This is a genomic window from Flexivirga meconopsidis, assembly GCF_026162425.1.
Lineage (GTDB): Bacteria > Actinomycetota > Actinomycetes > Actinomycetales > Dermatophilaceae > Flexivirga > Flexivirga meconopsidis.
The window spans coordinates 25989-48463 of sequence record NZ_JAOBQJ010000001.1; the positions used below are offsets into that span (position 1 = coordinate 25989).

General features: G+C 68.4%; 21 protein-coding genes. 14 read left to right on the forward strand and 7 right to left on the reverse strand.

What is annotated here, in order from left to right; all coding sequences use genetic code 11:
* The first annotated feature begins 29 nt into the window (after positions 1-29).
* Positions 30-1610, forward strand: coding sequence for a DHA2 family efflux MFS transporter permease subunit (locus N2M23_RS00155; RefSeq protein ID WP_265442440.1), 1581 nt, complete (start codon positions 30-32; stop codon positions 1608-1610).
* Positions 1611-1745: 135 nt separating this feature from the next.
* A complete protein-coding gene (locus N2M23_RS00160) occupies positions 1746-2618 on the forward strand; it encodes a glycoside hydrolase family 16 protein (protein ID WP_265442441.1) in 873 nt (290 codons plus the stop codon).
* A 76-nt stretch (positions 2619-2694) separates the two neighbouring features.
* Here the strand turns inward: N2M23_RS00160 and N2M23_RS00165 are convergent, their stop codons facing one another.
* Positions 2695-3390, reverse strand: coding sequence for a response regulator transcription factor (locus tag N2M23_RS00165; RefSeq protein WP_265442442.1), 696 nt, complete (start codon positions 3388-3390; stop codon positions 2695-2697).
* 67 nt (positions 3391-3457) lie between these two features.
* On the reverse strand, positions 3458-3919 hold the full coding sequence (locus N2M23_RS00170) for a PPOX class F420-dependent oxidoreductase (protein WP_265442443.1): 462 nt from the start codon (positions 3917-3919) through the stop codon (positions 3458-3460).
* Between the two features lie 83 nt (positions 3920-4002).
* Between N2M23_RS00170 and N2M23_RS00175 the strand changes: the two genes are divergently transcribed.
* Both N2M23_RS00175 and N2M23_RS00180 read left to right on the forward strand, forming a co-directional pair.
* Positions 4003-5010, forward strand: coding sequence for an OmpA family protein (locus N2M23_RS00175; RefSeq protein ID WP_265442444.1), 1008 nt, complete (start codon positions 4003-4005; stop codon positions 5008-5010).
* A gap of 275 nt (positions 5011-5285) precedes the next feature.
* The gene (locus tag N2M23_RS00180) at positions 5286-6134 is read left to right on the forward strand and encodes a glycosyltransferase family 2 protein (protein WP_265442445.1); all 849 of its coding nucleotides are present in this window, start codon (positions 5286-5288) and stop codon (positions 6132-6134) included.
* On the opposite strand, the gene N2M23_RS00185 is transcribed toward N2M23_RS00180, so the two are convergent.
* On the reverse strand, positions 6043-7575 hold the full coding sequence (locus tag N2M23_RS00185) for a lipopolysaccharide biosynthesis protein (protein WP_265442446.1): 1533 nt from the start codon (positions 7573-7575) through the stop codon (positions 6043-6045). The genes N2M23_RS00180 and N2M23_RS00185 overlap by 92 nt on opposite strands.
* A complete protein-coding gene (locus N2M23_RS00190) occupies positions 7572-8426 on the reverse strand; it encodes a beta-1,6-N-acetylglucosaminyltransferase (protein ID WP_265442447.1) in 855 nt (284 codons plus the stop codon). The genes N2M23_RS00185 and N2M23_RS00190 overlap by 4 nt, the downstream gene beginning before the upstream one ends.
* 23 nt (positions 8427-8449) lie before the next feature.
* Between N2M23_RS00190 and N2M23_RS00195 the strand changes: the two genes are divergently transcribed.
* Together N2M23_RS00195 and N2M23_RS00200 are read left to right on the forward strand one after the other, a co-directional pair.
* Positions 8450-9718, forward strand: a complete 1269-nt coding sequence (locus N2M23_RS00195) for a glycosyltransferase family 2 protein (protein ID WP_265442448.1) — start codon at positions 8450-8452, stop codon at positions 9716-9718.
* Positions 9719-9908: 190 nt separating this feature from the next.
* The gene (locus N2M23_RS00200; protein WP_265442449.1) at positions 9909-12083 is read left to right on the forward strand and encodes a hypothetical protein; all 2175 of its coding nucleotides are present in this window, start codon (positions 9909-9911) and stop codon (positions 12081-12083) included.
* Here N2M23_RS00200 and N2M23_RS00205 read toward each other — a convergent pair.
* A complete protein-coding gene (locus N2M23_RS00205) occupies positions 11996-13081 on the reverse strand; it encodes a glycosyltransferase family 2 protein (RefSeq protein WP_265442450.1) in 1086 nt (361 codons plus the stop codon). The genes N2M23_RS00200 and N2M23_RS00205 overlap by 88 nt on opposite strands.
* The gene (locus N2M23_RS00210; protein ID WP_265442451.1) at positions 13078-13941 is read right to left on the reverse strand and encodes a glycosyltransferase family 2 protein; all 864 of its coding nucleotides are present in this window, start codon (positions 13939-13941) and stop codon (positions 13078-13080) included. The genes N2M23_RS00205 and N2M23_RS00210 overlap by 4 nt, the downstream gene beginning before the upstream one ends.
* 432 nt (positions 13942-14373) lie before the next feature.
* On the opposite strand from N2M23_RS00210, the gene N2M23_RS00215 reads away from it, so the two are divergent.
* From N2M23_RS00215 to N2M23_RS00230, 4 genes are read left to right on the forward strand one after another with little or no spacing between them, the layout of a single operon-like run.
* Entirely contained in the window at positions 14374-15642 is a 1269-nt protein-coding gene (locus tag N2M23_RS00215; RefSeq protein ID WP_265442452.1) for a class I SAM-dependent methyltransferase, read from the forward strand.
* Complete coding sequence (locus N2M23_RS00220; protein ID WP_265442453.1) at positions 15639-16436, forward strand: sugar phosphate nucleotidyltransferase; 798 nt, start codon at positions 15639-15641, stop codon at positions 16434-16436. Before N2M23_RS00215 ends, N2M23_RS00220 begins: the two co-directional genes overlap by 4 nt.
* Complete coding sequence (locus N2M23_RS00225) at positions 16433-17089, forward strand: PIG-L deacetylase family protein (RefSeq protein ID WP_265442454.1); 657 nt, start codon at positions 16433-16435, stop codon at positions 17087-17089. The genes N2M23_RS00220 and N2M23_RS00225 overlap by 4 nt, the downstream gene beginning before the upstream one ends.
* Before the next feature lie 46 nt (positions 17090-17135).
* Positions 17136-18188 (forward strand): NAD-dependent epimerase/dehydratase family protein, encoded by a 1053-nt coding sequence (locus N2M23_RS00230; protein WP_265442455.1) that lies wholly within the window; start codon positions 17136-17138, stop codon positions 18186-18188.
* On the opposite strand, the gene rfbC is transcribed toward N2M23_RS00230, so the two are convergent.
* Positions 18153-18701 carry a dTDP-4-dehydrorhamnose 3,5-epimerase gene (gene rfbC / locus N2M23_RS00235; RefSeq protein WP_265442456.1) on the reverse strand — a complete coding sequence of 183 codons (549 nt, stop codon included), beginning with the start codon at positions 18699-18701 and terminating at the stop codon, positions 18153-18155. The two genes, N2M23_RS00230 and rfbC, sit on opposite strands and share 36 nt — an antisense overlap.
* 48 nt (positions 18702-18749) lie before the next feature.
* Between rfbC and N2M23_RS00240 the strand changes: the two genes are divergently transcribed.
* The 4 genes from N2M23_RS00240 (at position 18750) to N2M23_RS00255 (ending at position 22473) form a co-directional block, all read left to right on the forward strand.
* Positions 18750-19862: a hypothetical protein gene (locus tag N2M23_RS00240; protein ID WP_265442457.1), complete on the forward strand. Its 1113-nt coding sequence runs from the start codon at positions 18750-18752 to the stop codon at positions 19860-19862.
* A gap of 109 nt (positions 19863-19971) precedes the next feature.
* Positions 19972-20679 (forward strand): hypothetical protein, encoded by a 708-nt coding sequence (locus tag N2M23_RS00245; protein WP_265442458.1) that lies wholly within the window; start codon positions 19972-19974, stop codon positions 20677-20679.
* A 58-nt stretch (positions 20680-20737) separates the two neighbouring features.
* Complete coding sequence (locus tag N2M23_RS00250; protein WP_265442459.1) at positions 20738-21052, forward strand: hypothetical protein; 315 nt, start codon at positions 20738-20740, stop codon at positions 21050-21052.
* 149 nt (positions 21053-21201) lie between these two features.
* On the forward strand, positions 21202-22473 hold the full coding sequence (locus tag N2M23_RS00255) for a threonine--tRNA ligase (RefSeq protein ID WP_265442460.1): 1272 nt from the start codon (positions 21202-21204) through the stop codon (positions 22471-22473).
* Positions 22474-22475: the final 2 nt, after the last annotated feature.

Sequence of the window (22475 nt, forward strand, 5' to 3'; positions counted from 1 at the left end):
GCACAAGTTCACCCTTAAGGAGGGGCCGCGTGTCTCAGGCCGCACCCACTTACCCCGAGGAGATCGACGGGGCGGTCCTCAAGATCGCCGGCGTCGTCGTGCTCGGGGCGATCATGTCGATCCTCGACATCACCGTCGTCAACGTCGCACTGCCGACCTTTCAGAATGTCTTCTCCGACGGCGGTTCACCGGTCGCCTACTCGACCGTTGCCTGGACCGTCACGGCATACACCCTCGCCTTGGCGACCGTTATCCCGCTCACCGGCTGGGCCGCCGACCGGTTCGGCCCGAAGCGCCTCTACATGCTCGCGATCCTGCTGTTCACCGCCGGTTCGGCGTTGTGTGCGGCGGCCAACTCGATCAACATGCTGATCGGCTTCCGGGTGTTGCAGGGCCTCGGCGGTGGCATGCTCATGCCGCTCGGTATGACGATCCTCACCCACGCAGCCGGCCCGAAGCGGATGGGCCGGCTGATGGCGATCCTCGGCGTGCCGATGCTGCTCGGCCCCATCCTCGGCCCGATCCTCGGCGGCTACCTCATCGAGCACGCCAGCTGGCACTGGATCTTCCTGATCAACCTGCCGATCGGCCTCATCGCGCTGGTGTACGCCTACTTCGCCCTGGAGGACGACAAGCCGGTGCCGTCGGAGTCGTTCGACTTCCTCGGTATGGCGATGATGTCGCCAGGACTGGCGCTGTTCCTCTTCGGAGTCTCGTCGATCCCGACCGACGGCATCGGCTCGGCGAAGGTGCTGATCACCGGGATTCTCGGCATCATCTTGATCGTCGCGTTCATCTTCCACGCGTTCCGGCCGGAGCACCCGCTGCTGGACCTGCGGCTGTTCAAGAACCGGCTGCTCTCGGTCTCGACGATCACCATGTTCCTGTTCGTCGCCGCGTTCTTCGGTGGCCTGCTGCTGGTGCCGACTTACTTCCAGCAGGTGCGCGGTGAGTCGACGCTCGACGCGGGCCTGCTGGTCGCCCCGCAGGGCATCGGCGCCATGCTGACCATGCCGATCGCGGGCGCTCTGGTCGACAAGTTCCCGGTCGGTCGCATCGTGCCGTTCGGGCTGGTGCTGATCATCGCCGGCATGTTCGGCCTGACCCAGATCGGCCCGGACACCAGCTACTGGGGTTACATCATCCCGGTGCTGTTCATCATGGGCCTCGGCATGGGCGGCACGATGATGCCGATCATGACGTCGGCGCTGAAGACGTTGACCCATCACGAGGTAGCGCGCGGTTCGACGCTGATCAACATCATTCAGCAGATCGGTTCATCGGTCGGCGTCGCGATCATGTCGACCGTGCTCACCGACCGCCTGAAGTCGTCCGACCTGGTGCAGACGGGGCAGGCGATCATGGAGCGGCAGCAGCACAAGCCGCCACTCCCGCCCACCGCGGAGCAGATGCAGGTCGTTGCCCAGGCCGGCGGTCAGAAGTCGTTCATGGCGCAGGTCGCCTCCGACATGGCGGGCGCGTTCAGCACCACCTTCTGGGTGGCGGCGATCCTCTGTCTGCTGACGATCATCCCGGCGTTCTTCCTACCGCGTAAGCCGCTGCCGGAGTCGCCGGCCGGCGAGGAGTCCGCGCCGATGATGATGCACTGACGCACGCCACACGCAGACCACGATCGGGGCGAGGCTGAGCCGCTGGGCGAAGCCTCGCCCCGATCACGTGGCGTGGGCTTCACTCGATGCGTGCTAAAGCCTGACAGTCGTCCAGTTGGCGCGTAGCGTCGGACCATGAGAATTACCGACCACCTCCCCCGTCCTTCCCGCCGCGCCGTCCTCGCCAGCATCCCCGTCACCGGTGCGGCCCTCCTTCTCGCAGATCAGCGCTCGCAGGGCTACTCGGCGACACCGGCCACTGCATCGAGCATGCCGGCGGCTGTGCGCCGACGATTCGGTTGGCGCCCGGCGCTGAACAGCCCCTTCACCACGATGTCCGCGCTCGATCCGAAACTGTGGGGACAGGGCTGGTTCCCGGCGTCTGCAGGAGCGGTCTCGGGGCCGATCAACCAGGGAGAACAGGCGGCATACCATCCGCGCAACATCGTGCTGGACAAGTCCGGTGCGCACTTCCGCCTCACCGCCACCCCCACCCGCGTCCTCAGACTGGACGGCTCGGGCACCAACTATCCGCGCGCCGGTGCGGTGATCACCAGCATGTACCGTCACGACGTCCATCCCCGGACCTGGATCGAGGCGCGGCTGCACCTGCCCGGCACCGGCGGGAAGATCACCGACTGGCCAGGCTTCTGGCTCAACGGTTATGACCGCCCGGGCAGGGTCTGGCCGCAGTTCGGCGAGATCGACATCGTCGAAGGCCTCCGCGGCTACGCCGCGTGGCACTATCACTGGGGTACACAGCCCGGTCGACCCACTCTCAACCCGGGACACAACGTTCCGGGCACCTACACCGGCTGGCACACCTTCGCAGCCCACTGGGAGCCGGACCGGATCGACTTCTACTACGACGGACGGCTGGCCGGATCGGTGCTCGATCAGGTGCAAACCGATGCGCACTACATCGTGCTCGGCTATTCCACGACCAATGCCGCCGCCGGGCCATCCGAATTGATCTGTGAATCGGTCAGGAGCTGGACGCACACCTGACCGGCCGACCTCACGGTTTGCGCGGGAGGACCGCAGGACCGTGGCGACGCTGCGGTCGGTTGCGCACCGGAGGTGTTCAGGGCCCTTGCAGCGCCGGCTTCGACAACCGCACCGCGTCCGGCAACATGCCGTGCTCCACGCCCCACAGCACTGCCTGCGAGCGCGACTTGACGCCCATCTTGCGGTAGGCCGCGCGAATGTGGGTCTTCACCGAATTGATCGAGATCGCAGCACGGTCGGCGATCTCCTGGTTGCGCAGACCCTGCGTGATCAGGGCGATCACCTCGGCCTCGCGGGCAGTCAAGCCGTAGACCTTCCCGGGCCAGGAGCCGTGGCGCTCCATCTGGTCCTGCTCGTCGTTGAGCGGCACGCGGGGATTGTTGGTCATCACCACCACCTGACCGCGCATCACGTCGACCAGTGCGTCGGCCAGCTGCTTGCCGTTGAGACTCTTCGGCAGGTAACCGTGCACCCCCTTCTGGGTCGCGATGTCGATCAGTCTGGGGTCGGTGTTCCAGGTGTAGATGACGACCTTGCCGCTTGCCGAGTCGGACAGCAGCTCGTCGATGTCACTACCGTCCACCTGGGTCTGGGAGAACGTGTCGTAGAGCGTGACGTCGACGGGCAGATCTCCGTCGACGGTGGCCATGGCCTCCACGACCTCGACGCGGTCGGCGTGCGGCGCCAGGAGTTCAGCGAGCCCGACGACCACGAGTTCGTAATCGTTGCGTAGGGCGACGCGCACTGGCCGCTGCATGTCGGAAGGGAGCATACGAACAAGTGTAGGGCCGCGGCCTGCACATTCCCTGCGATGTGGCGAACCCGCCGGTAACCCGCGATCAGGCGTGCTCGGGCGGGAATCCACCGGTCGCGACCGGCCCCCAGTCGGTGATCGTCACCGCGATCACCGACTTGCCCTGCGTGCGCATCGCCTCGCGGTACTCCGCCCAATCGGGGTGTTCACCGGAGATGTTGCGGAAGTAGTCGACGAGTGGCTCCACCGACTCGGGCAGATCGATGACCTCCGCCTCGCCATCGAGTTGCACGTAGGCGTCATCCCAGTCGTCGGACTGGATCAGCAGCGAGACACTCGCGTTGCGCCGGATGTTGGCAACCTTGGCCCGCTGCGGGTAGGTCGAGATCAGCACCCGGCCGTCCGACCCGAGGCCGCAGGTGACCAGAGACAGCTGCGGTGAGCCGTTCCGTTTGTGCGTCACCAGCGTCGCTCGGTGGCGTGGGCGGATGAAGTCGAGAAGGGCGTCGCGATCGACGCGGTCGGCAGTCGCGATACGGCGTGGCATGTCCGCCAGGTTAGACCGGAGCCGATGCGCGAGCAGGCGCGTCATACTGACCGGCAACGTTCGGCCGGAAGGGGACCGGGACCATGAAGCGGACCAGGACGACATCTGCGGCGATCGCCGTCGTCGCGGCGGCGACACTGCTCACGGCATGCAACCAGGAGCAGGAAGCTGCATCGGTGACCACCGGTGGCCCGGCGGGCTCGAGCGCTCCTGCGGCCGCGAAATCGGCTGCGTCAGCTAGTGGTTCGGGCTCTCAGAGCTCTCGACCTGGCCCGGAGAAGAACGGTGCCCTGACCGATGCCGGCGGGTGGTACGCCGAGGGCAACACGGTCACCTTCGTCTACAACAACGGCGTCCGCTACAGCTTCGACGCCGGCGGAACGATCGGCGACATTCGCAACACCAAGCTGCGCACCGACAAGGGCACGCTCACCCTGTCGGCCAGTCGGGCGACCTGGGTGAGCGCCGACGGCAAGCCGTCATCGGTCGATGTCCGAGGTGCCGGGGTGGTCGCCGACGGCAGTGGCGTGATCGCTGTCCTCCCGGATGGTTCGGTGACCTGTGCCAACAAGGCGGGACTGCAGTTCGTCGGCTCCGACGGCCGCAAGGCCGCCGCCACCAAGAGCGGCGCGTTCTATCTCGACGAGTACGGCAAGAAGACCGTTGTCGGCACCGCGCCCAAGGGCGGCAAATTGGCCGGTCGTTTCGTGGTCTGCAGCGTCGGGAACACCTCGACCATCGACCTGTTCGCCGACGTGCTGTTCGACTTCGGCAGCTCCACGCTGACGCCCGCCGGAAAGCAAGTGGTCGACCAGACCGCGGCGACGATCCAGTCGCGCGTCGCTAGCAAGACGGTCTCGGTGGTCGGCAACACCGACTCGGTCGGCACGCCCGACTTCAACAAACAGCTCGGGCAACGTCGCGCCGACGCCGTCGCCGCGGAGCTACGCGGCAAGCTCCCCGGGATCCAACTGAAGGTGTCGAGCAACGGCGAGACCCAACCGGTGGCCGCCAACACCAAGGCCGACGGTAGTGACAATCCGAGCGGCCGAGCCAAGAACCGGCGGGTGACGATCTCCTTCGCCAACTAGCGCGGCGCGGTGCGGCCCAAGCTTCGACGTCTGCCATGATGCTGCCGACCACCGCACGTCCACCGCACGAGGAGACCACCCCAGGATGCCGCCGCCAGCACCGTGTGTCTGCGGCCATCCACACGAGGCACACACGCACCTGCGCGCCGGCACCGACTGCGCGTTTCACGAGCTCTGTGGTTGCGCAAGTTACCGCCCGTCCTCGGGAGGCAGTGTCCTGCAACGAGTCCGGCGCCTCATCGCGCGACGCCGACCGCACTGGTTACCCTCGTTATATGGGGGCGAGGGTGTCGGTGTGCATACCGACCTATCAGGGCGCGCGCTTCCTCGGCGAGACGCTGAACGCGGTGCTCGCCCAGGATCGGGATGATCTCGAAGTCGTCGTGCGGGACAACGCCAGCACCGACGGGACCGCGGAGTTGCTGCGGACGTATGACGACCCGCGACTTCAGGTGATCACCGCACCCGAGACGGTCGACCTGCCGACCAACTGGCGCAAGGCCGTCGAAGCCACGACGGGCGACTACGTGAAGCTGGTCTGCGCGGACGACCTGATCGCACCGGGTTCGCTCAACCAGCAGGCCGACCTGCTCGACGCACATCCCGACGTCGCGATCGTCGCCTCGCGTCGTGCCCTCGTCGATAGCGATAGCCGAGTCCTGTTGCGTCACATGGGTTTACGTGGTCTTACCGGAGTGCAGACCGGCTCGCTCGTGGCTCGCGCCATTGTGCGTCGCGGAGGCATCAATCCCATCGGTGAACCCTGCGGAGTGCTGTTCCGGCGTTCCGACTACGACGCGGTCGGCGGCTTTGACGGCGAACGGGTGCACCCGATGGACGTGGACCTGTGGGTCCGCCTGCTGCGCCGCGGCAACCTCTTCGGGCAACACGAGGAACTCGCCGCCTTCCGCACCAGCCAATCCGCCCATTCCGCAGCGCATTCCAAGGATCAGTACGCCGAGTACGTCAGCTTCAGCCGCCAGGTGGCGGCGGGCTGGGAAGTGCCGTTGCGGGAACGGGCGGCCGGTGCCGTCATACGCCGCGCGAGCTGGGAGGCGTGGCCGCTGCGGAAGCGCTCGACCTCACCCGGCGCGCGCTGGCTCGATGTCGTCCGGCCGGCCTGATCGGCAACTCGCCACGCTGCAACAGCCTGATCGACCCGGTGAACGGCACGAGACACAACGCGCCGAAGACGGTGCGGCCCAGGTCCCAGGCCGGGGTCATCGGCAAGAGCACCGACACTCCGGACACCGCCACCGCCGCGGCCAGGAACCCGAGACTGCCGCGCGACGACCGAATGACCGGATGCCGACGGGCGACTGCCTCCCGCAGGAAGGCCGCCTGAGCTACGAGCGCCGCGAGGGTGCCGAGTGCCGCCCCCGACAGCCCCAACACGCTGAGCAGCCCGATCGTCATCGCCACCTTCACGAGCACGGCGACCGCCGACGACCACGCCATCGGAGTCGACCAACGGACTGAAATCAGCATCCGCGAGGTCGCACCGATCGCAGCAACCGGCAGGGCGCACAAACCGACGATGAAAACGATCCGGGTCATGTCCACCCGGTCGTAGCTCGCCGGGACGAAAACGCGCAGCAGCGCGGGAGCGGCAACCGTCACCCCGATCAGGGACCAGCCGACGAGCCAATAGATCCCGTCGCGCGCCCTGGCGATGGTGCGCCAGCGTTGCGCGTCGTCCCCGATGCCGATCAGCCGCGGCAGCCAGGCGCGATTGGTAAACAACAGCAGCAGCGTCACCACGTTGCCGACCACGAAGGCGACCTGGTAGCTGGCGACCGCCTCAGCGCCGAGCCAGCGTTGCACGATCAGCCGGTCGCCCGCAGCCAGGATGAATTCGGACAGTCCGGCGACGACCAACGGGGCTCCGAGCCGGAGCGCGCGCACGGTCACGTCGTGCGCGCGCAGACCTGCCAAACGCGGCCGGGCCCACCAGACCCCGATCGCGAACGCGATGGACTGCCCGATGACACCGCCCCAGGCGTAGGTCACCGGGTCCCGCCGTACGCCGAAGAGCAGCGCGAGCTCGAGCAGTTGCGCGCCGACCGTCGAGATCAGGCTGACCACCGTGAACTTGCGCAGGCGATCCTCGGCCTGCAACAGCGAGAGCACCAGCAGGACGGCCGTCCCTGGTGCGGTCCACAGCAGCGTCACGCGCACCAGCGACAGGCCCTCGTCGAAGCCGAAGACCGGCGCCCACCAGCGCAACGTCAGCAGCAGCACACCAGTGACTACGAAGCCGAGCACCATGCCCACTGCGAGCAAGCCGCGCGCCCGGTGGTCGTCGACGCCGTCCTCGACGCGTTGCACTTCGAGTGCCTGATCGATGCCGAACACGCATAGCACGATGACGAGTTGGTACAGGGCGATTGCCGCCGCGAGCGCGCCGAACTGACTCATGGTCAGGGTGTGCGCGAGCACCGGGGAGACGATCGTGGCCACCAGCAGTTGCAGCGACCAGATGACGACATACAGCAGCCCGCGGCCGAACAACCCGTTGAACGCTGTCGCGGGCTGGGTGCCTTCACCGGTTTCGGCCGCCGTCATGAAACGCGCAATTCCTGGTCGATCCGGTCCAGCAACGGCCCCGACGAGTCATCGAACTTGCGAGCGAACAACGCGGGAGTCGGATAGGACTCGGCGACCTGCAGGATCTCCTCGAGGTCGGCGAACGGCGCCGGACTACTGCCCGCGGAGGCGCGCCAGTTGACCACCCAGGGGGTGGGCCCGAACGCACCGGTGTCCGCGTCCCCGCCCCGTGCCGGGCTGAGCAGCACCGACGGTATGGCGACCTCCTCCGGGATCCAGCACCTGCTGAAGTAGCGCGCCAACCGGTGATCCGTCGCGAACGCGTCGAGCACGAGGTCGGCATGCCGACGAGACAGAATCTTCCAGGTGGACCCGCCGGCCAGCCGGAGTCCACGAGGTTTCAGCAAGGGCAGTGGAAGGGCGACCCGCCGCCGGTCGACCGCGCGTTGCCACAGCGCGAACCGGTCGTAACCGGCGAACATCCCCCACCGGCGAAGCGGCAGACGCTGCAACTCCAGGAAGGACCTGCCCGGGGCCGCGGCGAGGAACTGCTGCAACCGATCGGCCGTCGTCAACGGGTAGTCGGCGCCGCTGAGCATCACGACGTGCTCGAAGTCGACCTCAGCAGCGGCCGCCCGGTATCCGCTGAGCTCGGCTCGGACCACCTCGAACGACCCCCATCGCGAGCGCAGCCGCGGCAACAGGCGGACGCGCGACGGTAGGTCGGCGACCATCCGGTCGAAAGTCGCGCGCGGAGTGCCCGCGTCGATGTGCAGGTAGACCGGCAGCGGATCGAGCGCGGCGATGAGCCGACGCAGATGATCCGGCCGGTCGAAAGCAACCAAGACAACAGCGACCGCACTTGACACCTGTCCATACTAGGATTCGCCGGGTGCTTCCGGAACTATCGATCCGAGGACCGGTCCTGCCCACAACAGCTCCCCCCGACTGGGCCGGTGCGTCCTGGGTGGGAGAGCTGCTCGTCGGGGACTTCGCCGCCGCCCCAGCCGGGGCGCCCCTCGAGGTGCCCGACGTCGGCGACTACCGGCACGTCCGGCTGCTCGTTCGCGAGCACGATCGGATCCGCGGCTACCTCACCCCCACCCTCATCGACGGACACCTGGACCCGGCCGAGCTGCACGCCGGCGTCGCCGCTCTCCCGCCCGCCGACGTCACGGCCGACGCACCGAGAGCCGTGCCGATCAGCGTCGTGCTGTGCACCCGGGATCGCCCGGACGACCTCCGGATGGCGCTGCGCTCTCTGATCGGGCTCGACTACCCGGACTTCGAAATCGTTGTCGTGGATAACGCGCCCACCACGAGCGCAACGACGGACACCGTTGCAAACATTGCTGATCCACGGATCAGAGTCACTACGGAGCCGGTTCCCGGTCTCTCCCGGGCACGCAACGCGGGGGTGGCGAGCGCACGTCACGACTGGATCGCGTTCACCGATGACGACGTCGTGGTCGATCCCGGCTGGCTGCGCGGTGTCGCGCGCGCGATCGGCGCCGGCGGTCCCCAGGTCGGGGTCGTGACCGGCCCGGTCGCGACGGCCGAGCTTCGGACCGCCGCCCAGGCGTGGTTCGACCGACGAGTCAGCTGGAACAAATTCCTGCTGCCTCGTGTCTTCGACATCCGGCGGCCGCCACCCGAACTGCCCCTGTTTCCCTTCCAGGTGGGCGCCTATGGCACCGGGGCGAACTTCACCACGAGCCGGCGGGTGCTCGAGGAGTTGGGCGGGTTCGACGTCCGGCTCGGGGCGGGCACTCCGACTCGAGGCGGCGAAGACATCGACTTCTTCTACAGGGTGGTGGTGCGCGGGCACCTGCTCGCGTATGAGCCCTCGGCCCTCGTCTGGCATCGCCATCGCGACACGCTGAGCGCGCTGGAGACCCAGTCGGTGGGCTACGGCCGCGGCCTGGCCGCCTGGTTGACCAAGCTGACGCTTTCACCGCGCGACCTGCTGACCGGCCTGGTCGCCATCGGACGCAACCGGCGCCGCCGCGGCCGCGGCGGCGCGCCGGCGACCGGCGAGGGCCCGGACGGCCCCGACCAGCTGGACCCGCTGCCCGGCACCGACCGGCTCCTGCGGCTCGAACGACGGTCGGTCCTCGGCGGGCCTGCGTCATACCTCGCGCCGTGGCTGCTGCGGGAGTGAGGTTGCCACGTTGCACGGGTCGGGTCCGCCACGACCTGGCATGCTGGACATCTGTCAGGAGGGCGGTCCGGATCGGCACGAGGGGTGAAGACGGCCATTGGGTAACCGGTTAGCACCACCGGCGATCATCCGGCGCTGGGGCTATGAGCCGCGTCCGGTCGGGCGCCATCGCGCACGGGTGCGTCCGGTTGTGCCCGACTCCGGCCCGGCGTCCCGCACCCGCTGGCAGACGTCGGGGCGGCCCGCTTCGTACGCGCTGGGAGCGGCGGTGGCGGGGCTGGCCGGCATGGGCAGCCTCCTGCCGGTCCTGCCGGGATGGCTGCGGTTGGTTTTGCTGCTGGTGCTGGCGCTGCTCGGACCAGGAGGCCTGATCGTGGCTTGTCTCGGCCCGTTGCCGCGGTTCGTCGTGGCACCGGCGATACCGGCGATCGGCGTCTCGACGCTGTCTCTCGCGGTCACGGCCACGCTCGCGATCGGTGCCTACGAGCCGCGTGTCACGACCCTGATCGTGTCGGCGGTCTGCGTCGCCGGCGGGATACTCCTCCGCGGACTGCGCGGGGATGCCCACACAGCGCTCCTTCGTCCGCCGGGCCGGGCGCGGATCCGGCAGATCCACGCCCGCGCCAGGCGCTCGACCCTTCAGTGGTTGCGCGCCTCCCCAACGCGCTTGCCGGTCGCCCTCGTCATCGTCGGACTGCTGATCTGGCTTGGCTCACTGCCGTCGCTCGACCGGAGCAGCTACTCGTCATACGGCCTGATCGTGTCCACACCGAGCATGGCTGTGGCACTGGGCGCGACCGTCCTCGGCCTCCTGCTCGCCGTTCGCGCAGGCCACCTGGCGGCCGGTTGGTTCGGTCTGGTGGCAACGGTGCTGGTGCTGCGCGGCGGCACGTTGTTCGCAACCTCCGCGGCGCCATACCCATGGACCTACACCCACCTCGGGGTCATCGACTGGTTCGGCCACTCCGGCACTCTCGCCCGGGATGTCGACGTCTACTCCAACTGGGCGGGCACGCTGGCGTTCTTCGCGTGGCTGAGCGACTCGGCCGCGTTCTCGAGCTTCTCGCTGGCCCACGGGTTCATCCTGGTATGCCACCTGCTGACGATCGTCGCGGTCTACCTCATGGCGCGGGCGTTCCGCCGCACCCCGACCGAGGCACTAGTCGCCGCATTCCTGGTCGAGGCGGTCAACTGGGTCGGGCAGGACTACCTGTCGCCGCAGGCAGTAGCGTTCCTGCTCGCGATCGTCCTGGTGACCCTGCTCCAGGTGGCACGGGACCACCGCTTCGCCCAGGCCGCCAGCGTGTCGGCATTGGTGATCTACACCGGCATCGCCTGGTCCCATCAGCTGACCGCCACCTGGCTGGTCGGCGCGACCCTCGCGCTCGTCCTCGTCGGCTTCCTCCGGCCGCTGTGGACGGCAATCGGCGTGCTGGGGATGTTCGGCCTGATGTTGGGCGTCAACCTCGACTCGCTGGTGCGCAACTCCACCGGCATCTCGACCGACGTCGTGGCCAACTCCGCGGGCAACGTGCCGATGAGCGGCTCCCCGGGTCAGCAGCTCACCAGCAACACCGTGCACCTGCTGGCCGCCCTCGTCTGGGGCGCGGGTTTCGGCGCCGCGCTGCTGCAGGTATGGCGGGCGCAATCGGCCACCCGGCGCAAGGACGCCCTCGGGCTGGCCGTCGTCGGCTTCTCGCCGTTCGCCCTGCTCGCCACCAACTACGGCGGCGAGGCGATCTTCCGCGTCTACCTCTTCTCGCTGCCGAGCATGGCGGTGCTGGTTGCGCCATACCTGACCAAATTGCTCTGCTTTCCCGGCCGCCGGGCACTCCTCGCGATCCTCGGCGCGCTCGTCGTCACCGCCATGGGCGCGCAGGGCACCTGGGGCAACTGGTACCAGGGCATCATCACCGGCGACGAGGTCGCTCTTGCCAAACGCCTCGACCGCGCTGCGGGCGTCCGGGGCAATATCGCCTACCTGGTCCCGGGAGTCATGCCCGCGAACGTCTCGTGGCGCTACGTCCCGCGCGATCGGAGCCCGCTCGTGGTCGATCAGACCTGGGGCATCGAGAACCTGTATGCCGGCACCGACGGCAGCGACCCGGCGCCCGTCGACGACCTCACCTACGCCGTCGGCCAGCAGGCGCGTAACCGCCCCTACTTCGTCGTGATCTCCCGCTCGATGCGCATCAACGCCCTGCAGTACGGGAAGATGACGCCCGGCAGCTTCGCCTCGATCGAGGGGCACTTCACCCGATCGGGATGGCGCCCGGTCTATCGGGCCGCCGACGGCACGGTGATCTTCGCCAACTCGGCCGGGGCCTCGGCGTGGTCCGCTCTCGGCACCGGCGCGGCCGGCTGAACCTCACGACTCGTCGTCGCGGACCGCAGGACCCGCGCGAGCCCGCGGGCGTAGCCGAACGCGGTCACCGCGCCGACTGCCAGCACCGCCGCCGCACCCAGCGCACCCGCCCGGTTGCAGCGCCGCAGCTCGCGCAGCACGGCGCGAGGCAGCACCGACGCGACATACGTTCGCTCGCTGGCGAGCGCGTCGTCCGGTCCGACCATGCTGGAAATCGCTGCCTTCGAGAGACCTTCGGCATACCCACGGTGCAGTAGGTAGCGCCAGGTCAGCCGGTCCGCCGTCATCCGGTGCACGACCCGGGCGGCCGGCTCGTGGATGAACTCCGAGCCCGGCAGCTGCTGGCGGACCCTGATGCACAGCTCGGTCTCCTCGTCGCCGAGCGGGGTGCGGCCGATGCGGCCGATGGTCTCCCGGAAGCCGCCGACGGTCTCGAAGGCCGCGGCGCGGATCGACATGTTGCAACCCATCAGGTTGCGCAGCGGGGCCACCGACGTCGGCAGGCCGGCATAGGAACAACCCACGACCCAATCGAGCTCGCCGAGCGCGCCAGGCGCGGCCGGCAGGGTGACCGGGCGGGTATGACGGTCCGGCCACTGCGGCTGGGCGACGCCGCCGACTCCCATGACGCTCGGATCGGAGTAGTGCACCAGCAGCGACTCGAGCCAGTCCGGCGCCGCCACGGCGTCGTCGTCGAGAAACGCCACGACCTGCCCGGACGCGGCCGCGATGGCGGTATTCCGGGCGCCGGACAGGCCACGCCGACGCTCGTTGGCAAGCACCCGGATGTAGCCCTCCGGGACGGAGCTGAATGCGTGACTGCTGCGGGCCAGCAGCGCCTCGTTGTGGTCGATGACGACGATCAGCTCGAGTGGGTGATGCGTCTGGCCGAGCACGGACTCGACGGCGGATCGCAAGTCATCCCAACGATGTTCGGTGTAGGCGCAGATCACTACCGACACCGACGGTGCGAGCGCGGCGCCGTCCGTCATGCTCATGCGCTCAGCTCGGTCTCGGGGTCGACGGTGACCGGAGCGGCCCTGCGGGCCGGGTCCGGCTCCGGCTCGGTCATCGGGGTCGGGTCGGTCGGAACGACCGCCACCGCGGGCTGCCTCATCCGCTCGGCGACGATGGTGCGCAGCACTCGAATGCCGTCAGAGACCGCGTTGAGGTTGCTCGCGCCGTGCAGCCGCAACCGCTCGACGCTCGGGACCTCGGCGATGCGGACACCGGCCTGCAACATGCGGCAGGTGATCAACGTCTCGATCTCGAATCCGTCGCCCCACAGCATCGGGCTGCCCTTGGCGGGCAGGTGCGGGTCGGGCAACTGCAACTGCGGGACCAGGCTGGTCCAGAACGCGTTGTAGCCGTAACACAGGTCGGTGAAACGCCGGCCGAAAGCTGCACTCACCAGCAGGTGCAGTCCGGCGTTGCCGGCGCGTCGGAATCTGGTGATGTCCTCGCTGCCACCGCCCTCGATGAAGCGACTGCCCTTGGCGAAGTCGGCGCCGTCGAGCAAGGCGCGCACGAAACGCGGGATCTCGGCAGGATCGGCCGAACCGTCCGCATCGAACATCACGATGATGTCTCCGGTCGCCGCAGCGAAACCACAGGCGAGCGCGTTGCCCTTGCCACGCCGCGCCTGGGTGAACACCCGGATGTCCGGCATCACCTCAAGGGCCGCCTGCACCGTGCCGTCGACCGAGCCGGCGTCCACGAGGATCACCTCGTGCACCGGCGGCAGCGTCGGCAGCACCGCTTTGAGGTTCGCAGCCTCGTTCAACGCCGGTATGACGACGGTGACCCGAGACCGGCGATCACCGACGGCCTCGGTTGACTCAGTTGATTGGTCAGACATCGATCCCCCACCCCAATGACGGCGCCCCCACGCGCCGTTTCCTACCACGAAGGCATCCTCGAACAACCATCATCATACGGGCGTCTAAATGCCCTCGATCCTCCTGAAAGTATGGCGCCATCCCCGATGCCCGAGTGTGTACGATACCGTTGTTCTGTCAGTCGTCAAGTTCGGTTGGCCAAAACTGGTGGTTCTGGCAAACCGTGTGGACAAGTGGCCAGGGCGAGAGTAGAACTTGTTGTGATACCAACGGTCTTGGGGGAGTCCGAAGCACGAAGGGGGAACCGTGGCTGCATCGAGCGCGGCCTGACGACGTCATGCCAGAAGCGCTCAATTGAGCGAAATTGCGCAACCTTCCGCTTAATGGACGGTTGTCCATCGAGCCGTCTTTACCTACGACTCGTTCCGGAAAAATGAGAGTTTGAATTGTCGATGAATAGCCCTTATATCCACTGCCGACTGTGCGGGAGTACGGCGCTGCACGGCGTGCTGGACCTGGGCGCCACCCCGCCGTGTGAGTCGTTCCTGACCCGAGCCCAGCTGGACGACCCGGAGCCGACCTTCCCCCTGCACCTGCGGCTGTGCGAGGACTGCCTGCTGCTGCAGCTGCCGCCGCTCATCACCCCGGAGGACACCTTCGTCGACTACGCCTACTTCTCGTCGTACTCGGACTCGTGGGTGGAGCACGCCCGCCGGCTGGTGGACACCGCGGTCGACCGGCTCGGCCTGACCGACGGCGACCTGGTGGTCGAGGTCGCGTCCAACGACGGCTACCTTCTGCAGCACGTGCCGGCCGGCATCCGGCGGCTCGGGATAGAGCCCTCGGTCAACGTCGGCGAGGCCGCCCGCGACAAGGGCGTGCCGACGCTTACCGCGTTCCTCGACGAGACGGTCGCCGAGCAGGTGCGTGCCGAGCACGGTCCGGCCCACTTCGTGGTGGCCAACAACGTCTACGCGCACATCCCCGACGTGGTCGGTTTCACCCGCTCACTGCGTGCACTCGTCGCCGATGACGGGCAGGTGTGCATCGAGGTGCACCATGCGCTCAACCTGGTGCGTCACGCGCAGTTCGACACGATCTATCACGAGCATTTCCAGTACTACACGCTGCTGTCGGCAATGCGCGCCCTCGACTCCGGCGGCCTGCGGGTGATCGATGCCGAGCTGGTGCCGACGCACGGTGGCTCACTGCGCATCTGGGCGGCACCGACCGAGTCGGCAGCGCAGGCAACCCCCGCGGTCGAGCAGATCCTGCAGGTGGAGCGGGACGCCTGCCTGCACTCGCCCGAGGGGTATGCCGACCTCGCACCACGCACCGAACGCCTCCGTCAGGAGCTGTTGCGATTTCTCCTGCAAGCGCGCGCCGACGGGCTGCGGGTGGCGGCATACGGCGCGCCGGGCAAGGGCAACACGCTGCTCAACTACTGCGGCATCCGCACCGACCTGGTCGCCTACGCAGTCGACCGAAACCCTTACAAACAGGGCAGATTCACACCCGGAACGCGGATCCCGATCGAGACGCCCGGCTACCTCGACTCGGACCGCCCGGATCTGGTGCTGGTCCTGCCGTGGAACCTGCGCACCGAACTCACCGACCAGTTGAGCCATGTGGCTGCCTGGGGCGGTCGCCTCGTCTTTCCCCTCCCCACCCTCACCGTCGTCGATCCGGCAGTCGAAGTTGTCCAGGGAGTCCCGTCATGAAAGTTGTTCTGTTCTGCGGTGGTTACGGCATGCGCATGCGCAGCAGCGCCGATGACATCCTCACCAAGCCGATGCACCTGGTCGGCCCGCGCCCGATCATGTGGCACGTCATGCGCTACTACGCGCACTACGGCCACAAGGAGTTCATCCTGTGCCTGGGTTACGGCGCGAACCAGATCAAGGAGCACTTCCTGCGGTATGACGAAACCGCTTCCAACGACTTCGTATTGCGCGGTGGCGAGGTCGATCTGCTGTCCCACGACATCGCCGACTGGACGATCACCTTCGTGGACACCGGGTTGCACTCGCCCATCGGTGAGCGGCTGCGCCAGGTGCGCGAGCACCTCGGCGACGACGAGATGTTCCTCGCCAACTACGCCGACGTCCTCACCGACGCGCCGCTCGACCAGATGATCGATGAGTTCACCGACTCTGGCTGCGCCGCGTCGCTGATGGCCGTGCCGCCCCAATCCTCTTTCCACGTAGTGCAATTCGACGACGACCACCGGGTCAACGAGGTCGACCAGGTGGGTCGGATGGCGATCTGGGAAAACGGCGGTTACTTCGTGCTGCGCCCAGAGATCTTCGACTACCTGCCGGAGAACGGCGACCTGGTCGAGGACGTCTGCGTCAAACTCGCCGGCGAGGGCCGGCTGAAGGCCTATCCCTACAGCGGCTTCTGGAAGCCCGCCGACACCTTCAAGGAGCGGGCCCAACTGGACGAGGAGTGGGAGCGCGGCGACGCCCCGTGGGCGGTATGGCGGGAGCAGCCGACCCAGGTGCTGCCCGGATGACGCCACTGCGACCCGGACCGTTGTGGGAGATCGCGCTCCTCGGCGCACACTGCGACGACATCGCCATCGCGTGCGGGGCAACGCTGCAATTGCTGTGCCGCGCACAGCCCGGACTGACCGTGCATGCGCTGGTGTGCACCGGCGGAGGTTCCGCGCGCGAGGCGGAGGAACACGAGGCCCTTGCCCGGCTGTGCGGCAACGCAACACTGCGGCTGACCGTGCTCGACCTACCCGACGGCCTGCTGCCGGACCACTTCGTCCAGGTGAAGTCGGCGGTCGCCGCCCTCCGGGACGGGAGCGACGTCGATCTGGTCTTCGCGCCGCAACCGGGGGACGCGCACCAGGATCACCGGCTGCTCGGCGAGATCGCACCGACGATCTTCCGCGACCACCTGATCCTGGGCTACGAGGTCCTGAAGTGGGAGAGCGATCTGCCACGGGTCACCACCTATCAGCCGCTCACCGACACCGACCTCGCGACCAAGCTGGCGGTCCTGCGCGACTGCTACCCGAGCCAGTCGGCACACGACTGGTTCGACGACGAGGCATTTCGCGGACTCGCGCGGATCCGGGGCGTGCAGTGCCACGCGCCGTATGCCGAGGGGTTCGTCACCGACAAGCTCAACCTCGACGTCGGTGGGGCTACCCGCTGACGTCGCCACGACTCGACCACCCGACTCGACCACAAGGGGAATCACCGTGCGAACACTGCTGACCGGCAACCTGGGCTACCTCGGGTCGGTCATGTCACCGATGCTGCAGGACGCCGGACATGAGGTCGTCGGCCTCGACACCGGGCTCTTCCGGGACTGCGTGCTGGGCCCACCACCGCGCGATTCGCAGACCCTGGCCATTGACCTGCGTGATGTCACCGCAGCGGACCTGGAGGGCTTCGACGCGGTGATCCATCTCGCCGCGCTGTCCAACGACCCGCTCGGCTCGGTCGACCCGCAGACCACCTTCGACATCAACCACCACGCCTCGGTGCGCCTGGCCCGTGCGGCGAAGGAGGCCGGGGTGCGCCGGTTCCTCTACGCCTCGACCTGCTCGGTCTACGGAGCGGCCGGCGAGGCAGCCGTCACCGAGGACGCGCCGATGCGACCCGTCACGCCATACGCCGAGTCGAAGGTGCGCGTCGAGCACGACGTGCACGCCCTCGCCGACTCCGAATTCACACCCGTGTTCTTAAGGAACGCAACGGCTTTCGGCTTCTCACCGCGGCTGCGTGCCGACATCGTGCTCAACAACCTCGTCGGCCATGCGGTGCTGACCGGCACGGTCCGGGTGCTGTCCGACGGCACCCCGTGGCGTCCGCTGGTGCACGCCCAGGACATCGGCGAGGCGTTCCTGCGCTGCCTCACCGCGCCCCGCGAGGCGGTGCACGGGCGGGCGTTCAACGTCGGCACCGAGGCGAACAACCTGACGGTTGCGCAGATCGCGGGCGCGGTGGTCGAGGCGGTGCCCGGCTCCGACCTCGAGATCACCGGCGAGACCGGTGCCGACCCGCGGTCATACCGGGTGGACTTCAGCGCGATTCGCTCCGCACTGCCCGGCTACGACGCACGGTGGAGTGTCGCCGACGGCGCCGCGGAGCTGGCCGAGGCCTACCGCTCGGCGCCGCTGACCACGGCCGGCTTCGAGGAGACGTTCGTCAGGCTCGCCACGCTGCGCCGGCGTCAGCGGACCGGCGAGCTCGGACCGACCTTCCGGCCACAGTCAGCGGCCGAGCTGAGCGCGCAGGTCGGCGAATGACGCTGCGGCGCGGTCACGTTCGCTCAACGCCGGTGACGGCAACGGCCAGGGCACGGCGAGTTCCGGGTCGTCATACCGCACCGCCACATCCTCGGACGGATCGTGCGGTCGATCGATGCGGTAACACACGTCGGCGGTCTCGGTCAGCACCTGAAACCCGTGCAGCAGTCCAGCCGGCAGGTAGACGTGCGCGAAGTCGACATCGTCGAGGCGCACGGTGACCACCGTGCCGAAGGCATCGGAGTCCGGCCGCACGTCCACGATGACGTCGAGCACCGCGCCGTGCGCGCACCGCACCAGCTTCGACTCGCCGGCGCCGCGACGGCCGTGCAGCCCACGGATGACCCCGTATGACGAACGCGACTGCGAATCCTGCACGAATCGGGTCGTGTCCAACCCCCGACGTGCCGCGACCTCGGCGTCGAAGGTGCGAGTGAAGAAGCCGCGTTCGTCACGGTGGGGCTGCGGCCGAAAGACCAGCACCCCGGGGATGGTGAGCTCCTCGATCTCCATGCCGCCATCGTGCCAAGTGCGATCCGGTCGCAGTGTGGGATCGGCGAAATGAACTGCCGTGGCTGCGGTTCCGGTGTTGGACGGATCGTGCTCGATCTCGGCCAGCAGCCGGCGGCCGATGATTTCCCGGCGCTCGACGACCCCGGCCCCGACACCCGTCACCCCCTGGCGATGTGGCTGTGCGGTCCATGCGGTCTGGCGCAACTCGCGAGCGGTGGGCCGCCCGTGGAGGAGCCGCGCGGGGTGGAGCCGCGAGCACTCATCGACCAGGCAGCGAGAGCGATGACCGCGGTCGCGATGGCGGGCTGGACCACACCCGGTGCCCGCGCCCTGGAGTTTCCCTCACCGCACGGCGGCAGCTGGCTCGCGCACGCCCAGGCGCTCGGCCTGCGACTGCCCGGCTGCGGCCCGGTCGAGGTGCTGATCGACAGCTTCGGGCTGATGCACGAAGCCGATCAGGCGGCCGCGCTGGCCGTGCGCGCCCGACTGCTCGCACCCGGAGGGATCCTGATCCTGCAGTTCCAGACGCTTGGCTCGATCGTCGGCGATGGTCAGTGGAATGCGTTGCGACACGGGCATTTTGGCTATTACAGCCTGACGACGCTGCGGACCCTGTTGCACGCTGCCGGGTTGCGCGTCAACCAGGTTTGGCCGTTTCCGCTGTATGGCGGGACGCTCCTGGTCGTCGCGACCCGCATCGAGGACGATCGGCCGGTCGATCCATCGGTCGACCGGCAGCTGCAACAGGAAGCCGACCTCGACATCACCAACGCCGACACTGTCGGTCGCTTGCAGGTCGACTTCGATCGGCAGGTGCGGCTGCTGCGTGCGGCACTGACCGCCCGCGCCGAGGCGGGACGCAGAGTGCACGGTTACGGCGCGGCATCGCGGGCGGTAGCGTTGCTGGCGGCGGCCGGGGTGGACAGCAGGCTGCTGGCCTCGGTTGCCGACGCAAGCACCGCAAAGCACGGACACCGCATGCCCGCCACTGATATACCGATCATTGACCCGGCAGCACTCCCGGACGCCGCGGCCGATGAGGTGATCGTCTTCCTGCCCGAACTTCTCGCCGAGGTGGCCGCCGCCCACCCGGCCCTTGCGGATCGGTTGGTCCCGGTCCAGACGCTGCTCTCACATGGCGGAACAGAATGTCTCTCCTAATGGGCCAAAACCTCAACTCCGATACGAAACCGTAATCTTCGCTGCGCGGGTTCACGTGCGAGCGTCGCTCGAACCGGCATACCTCGTCGGTGACAGCCCAGGAGCGTGTATGAGTCTTATCGATCCGCCGCGGATGCGGCGCATGATCGTGCACCGTGGACGGGTGGTCCTCGAATGGCCGGCCACCGCGGGCCGGCGCTCCGGCGCAGATCTGATCGGCCGCACCGAACCCTTCGTCCCGCGGCGCGAACCCCGCGAGTCCGACACGCTGCTGCAGCAGTTGGCCGACACCGTGGGCGGCGCCGCCACGTTGCGAAACCTGCATGACCGGCCGTTGACCGCCATGCCTCCGGTTCCTGCGGGGGGTGCCGCCGCAGCCGAGCTGCTGGCCGACATCGCCGCCCAGTGGTTCCCGCAGGAGGCGTCGATCGCACTGCGCACCGCACTGGCGCTGGCCGACCGTCGTGACCCGGCGCTGGCTACGGACTTCTCACCGGCACTGCTCGCTGCCTCCATCTGTTGGGCGGTCGGCCACGCCAACGGTCTGCTCGGCCCGCGACGGGCCGCGACCCAGCGGGACGTGCTCACCCGGCTCGGCATCGACGGTTACATCTCCCAGCAAGGTCATCGTGTCGCCGACGCCCTCCGGCCGTTGGGTATGCCGGAGCCGCTGTCGCCCTGGTCGACCTTCGGGCGCGCTGAGCAGCCGGTGCTTCGACTCCTCCGTCTCGGCCGGCCCGGTCTGCTGATCTCGTCGGTGCGCCGTGACCTCATCGCACTGCGGGACCACGCGCTCGCGGTCCATAGCGAGGGCTGACCAGTCGCCGGCCAGGGTCCGCAGAATTTCTCCAGCCTGGCGAATTACCATGCTCCCCATGGCCCTTCGCAACGCACTCGATGTCCAGACGGCGCCGCTGACCGCGCTCGGTCTGCTCGGCGGCTACCTCACCGCGCGCGAGACCGGGATTCGCCCGCTCGGCGGTGTGGTGCTCGGCGCCGCGGGTGTCTTCGCCGGACGCACCTGGCTGGCCAAGGGCGGCCCGCAGGTCGCGGCGGGGCTCGGCGCGCTCTACGTGGGCGGCTTCGGTGCCTCCCACCCGCTGGCCAAGAAGATCGGCGCCTGGCCGTCGGTGCTGGCCGTCACCGCCGTGAGCGCCGCCGCGTCATACGCGCTGGTCGACCGCCACTGATCCGCGCTAAGGTCACTCACATGCAGCTGCGACAGACGACGACGCCGGACCACTCCGGCTAGTTCTGCTGCATTCGCACCAGTCACCCCGGAGCCGTGCTCCGGGGTTTCTTCGTCTCCCGTGCGGCTCCAGCCGATACCAGGAGAGCCATGGAAACCGCTGACCCGCATGATGATTCGATCCACGACCACCGCGCCATCGGCCGCGAGCTCGGCGTCTTCGCCGGCAGCCCGATGGTGGGCTCCGGTCTGCCGCTCTGGCTGCCGGACGGGGCGGTGATCTACGGCGAACTCGCCCGACTGGCGGCCGACATCGCCCGCGCGGACGGCTGTATGACGGTGCACACCCCGGTGCTGGGCAAGCGGGCGTTGTTCGAGCGATCCGGGCACTGGGCCAAGTTCGCCGACGACATGTTCCCGCCGATGCGGCTGGGCGACGAGCTGCCCGGTGACGAGCTGGTCCTGCGACCGGCCAACTGCCCGCACCATGCGATGGTCTACGCGGCGCGACGACATTCCTACCGCGAATTGCCGATCCGCCTCAATGAGTTGGCGTCGATGTTCCGCGCGGAGCGGTCCGGCGTGGTCAGCGGCCTCCAGCGGGTGCGGCAGATCAACCTCGACGACACCCACGTCTTTTGCCGAGCCGATCAGGTCGCTCGGGAGGCCGAGAACGCGCTCCGGTCGGCGCTGCACGCCCAGGACGTGCTCGGGCTACCAGTGGATTACGTGCGGCTGTCCCTCCCGGCCGACGACGGCAGCCCGCTGGGGTCGCCGGAGCAGTGGTCCGACGCGGCCGAAGCGCTCCGTCGCGCGGCCGACGCGGTCGATCTCTCGGCGAGGGGCCTGTCACTCCTCGAGGCCACCGGCGAGGCCGCGTTCTACGGCCCGAAGCTGGACCTGCAGGTCACCGGACCGAACGGACACGAGGAGACCATCGCGACCGTGCAGCTGGACTTCGTGCAACCCGAACGCTTCGACCTGACCTACGACGCCGCCGACGACACCCGGCAGCGGGTGGTGATGATCCACCGAGGCACCGTCGGCTCGATGGAGCGGGTCACCGCCGCACTGTTGGAGCGGTATGACGGCCGACTTCCGTTGTGGTTGGCGCCGGTTCAGGTGTGCGTGCTGCCGGTCGGCGAGGCGCAGGACTCGGCAGCCCGGGACGTCGCGGATGGCCTCACCGGTGCCGGGCTGCGTGTCCGGTTCGAACCGGCCGGCTCGCTCGCCGCCCGCATCCGGGCCAGCCGTGCCCGACGCGACAGCGTGATGGTGGTCGTCGGGGAACGCGAAGTGGCCGACGGCGTCGCCACCGTCACCCATGTGGCGTCCGGCTTCCGCGGTGCCCTCCCGATCGACGGGCTCACCGAAATACTCCGCCGTGCGTATGCCGAGCGCCGCGAGCCGAGCTGGCGGTGAGC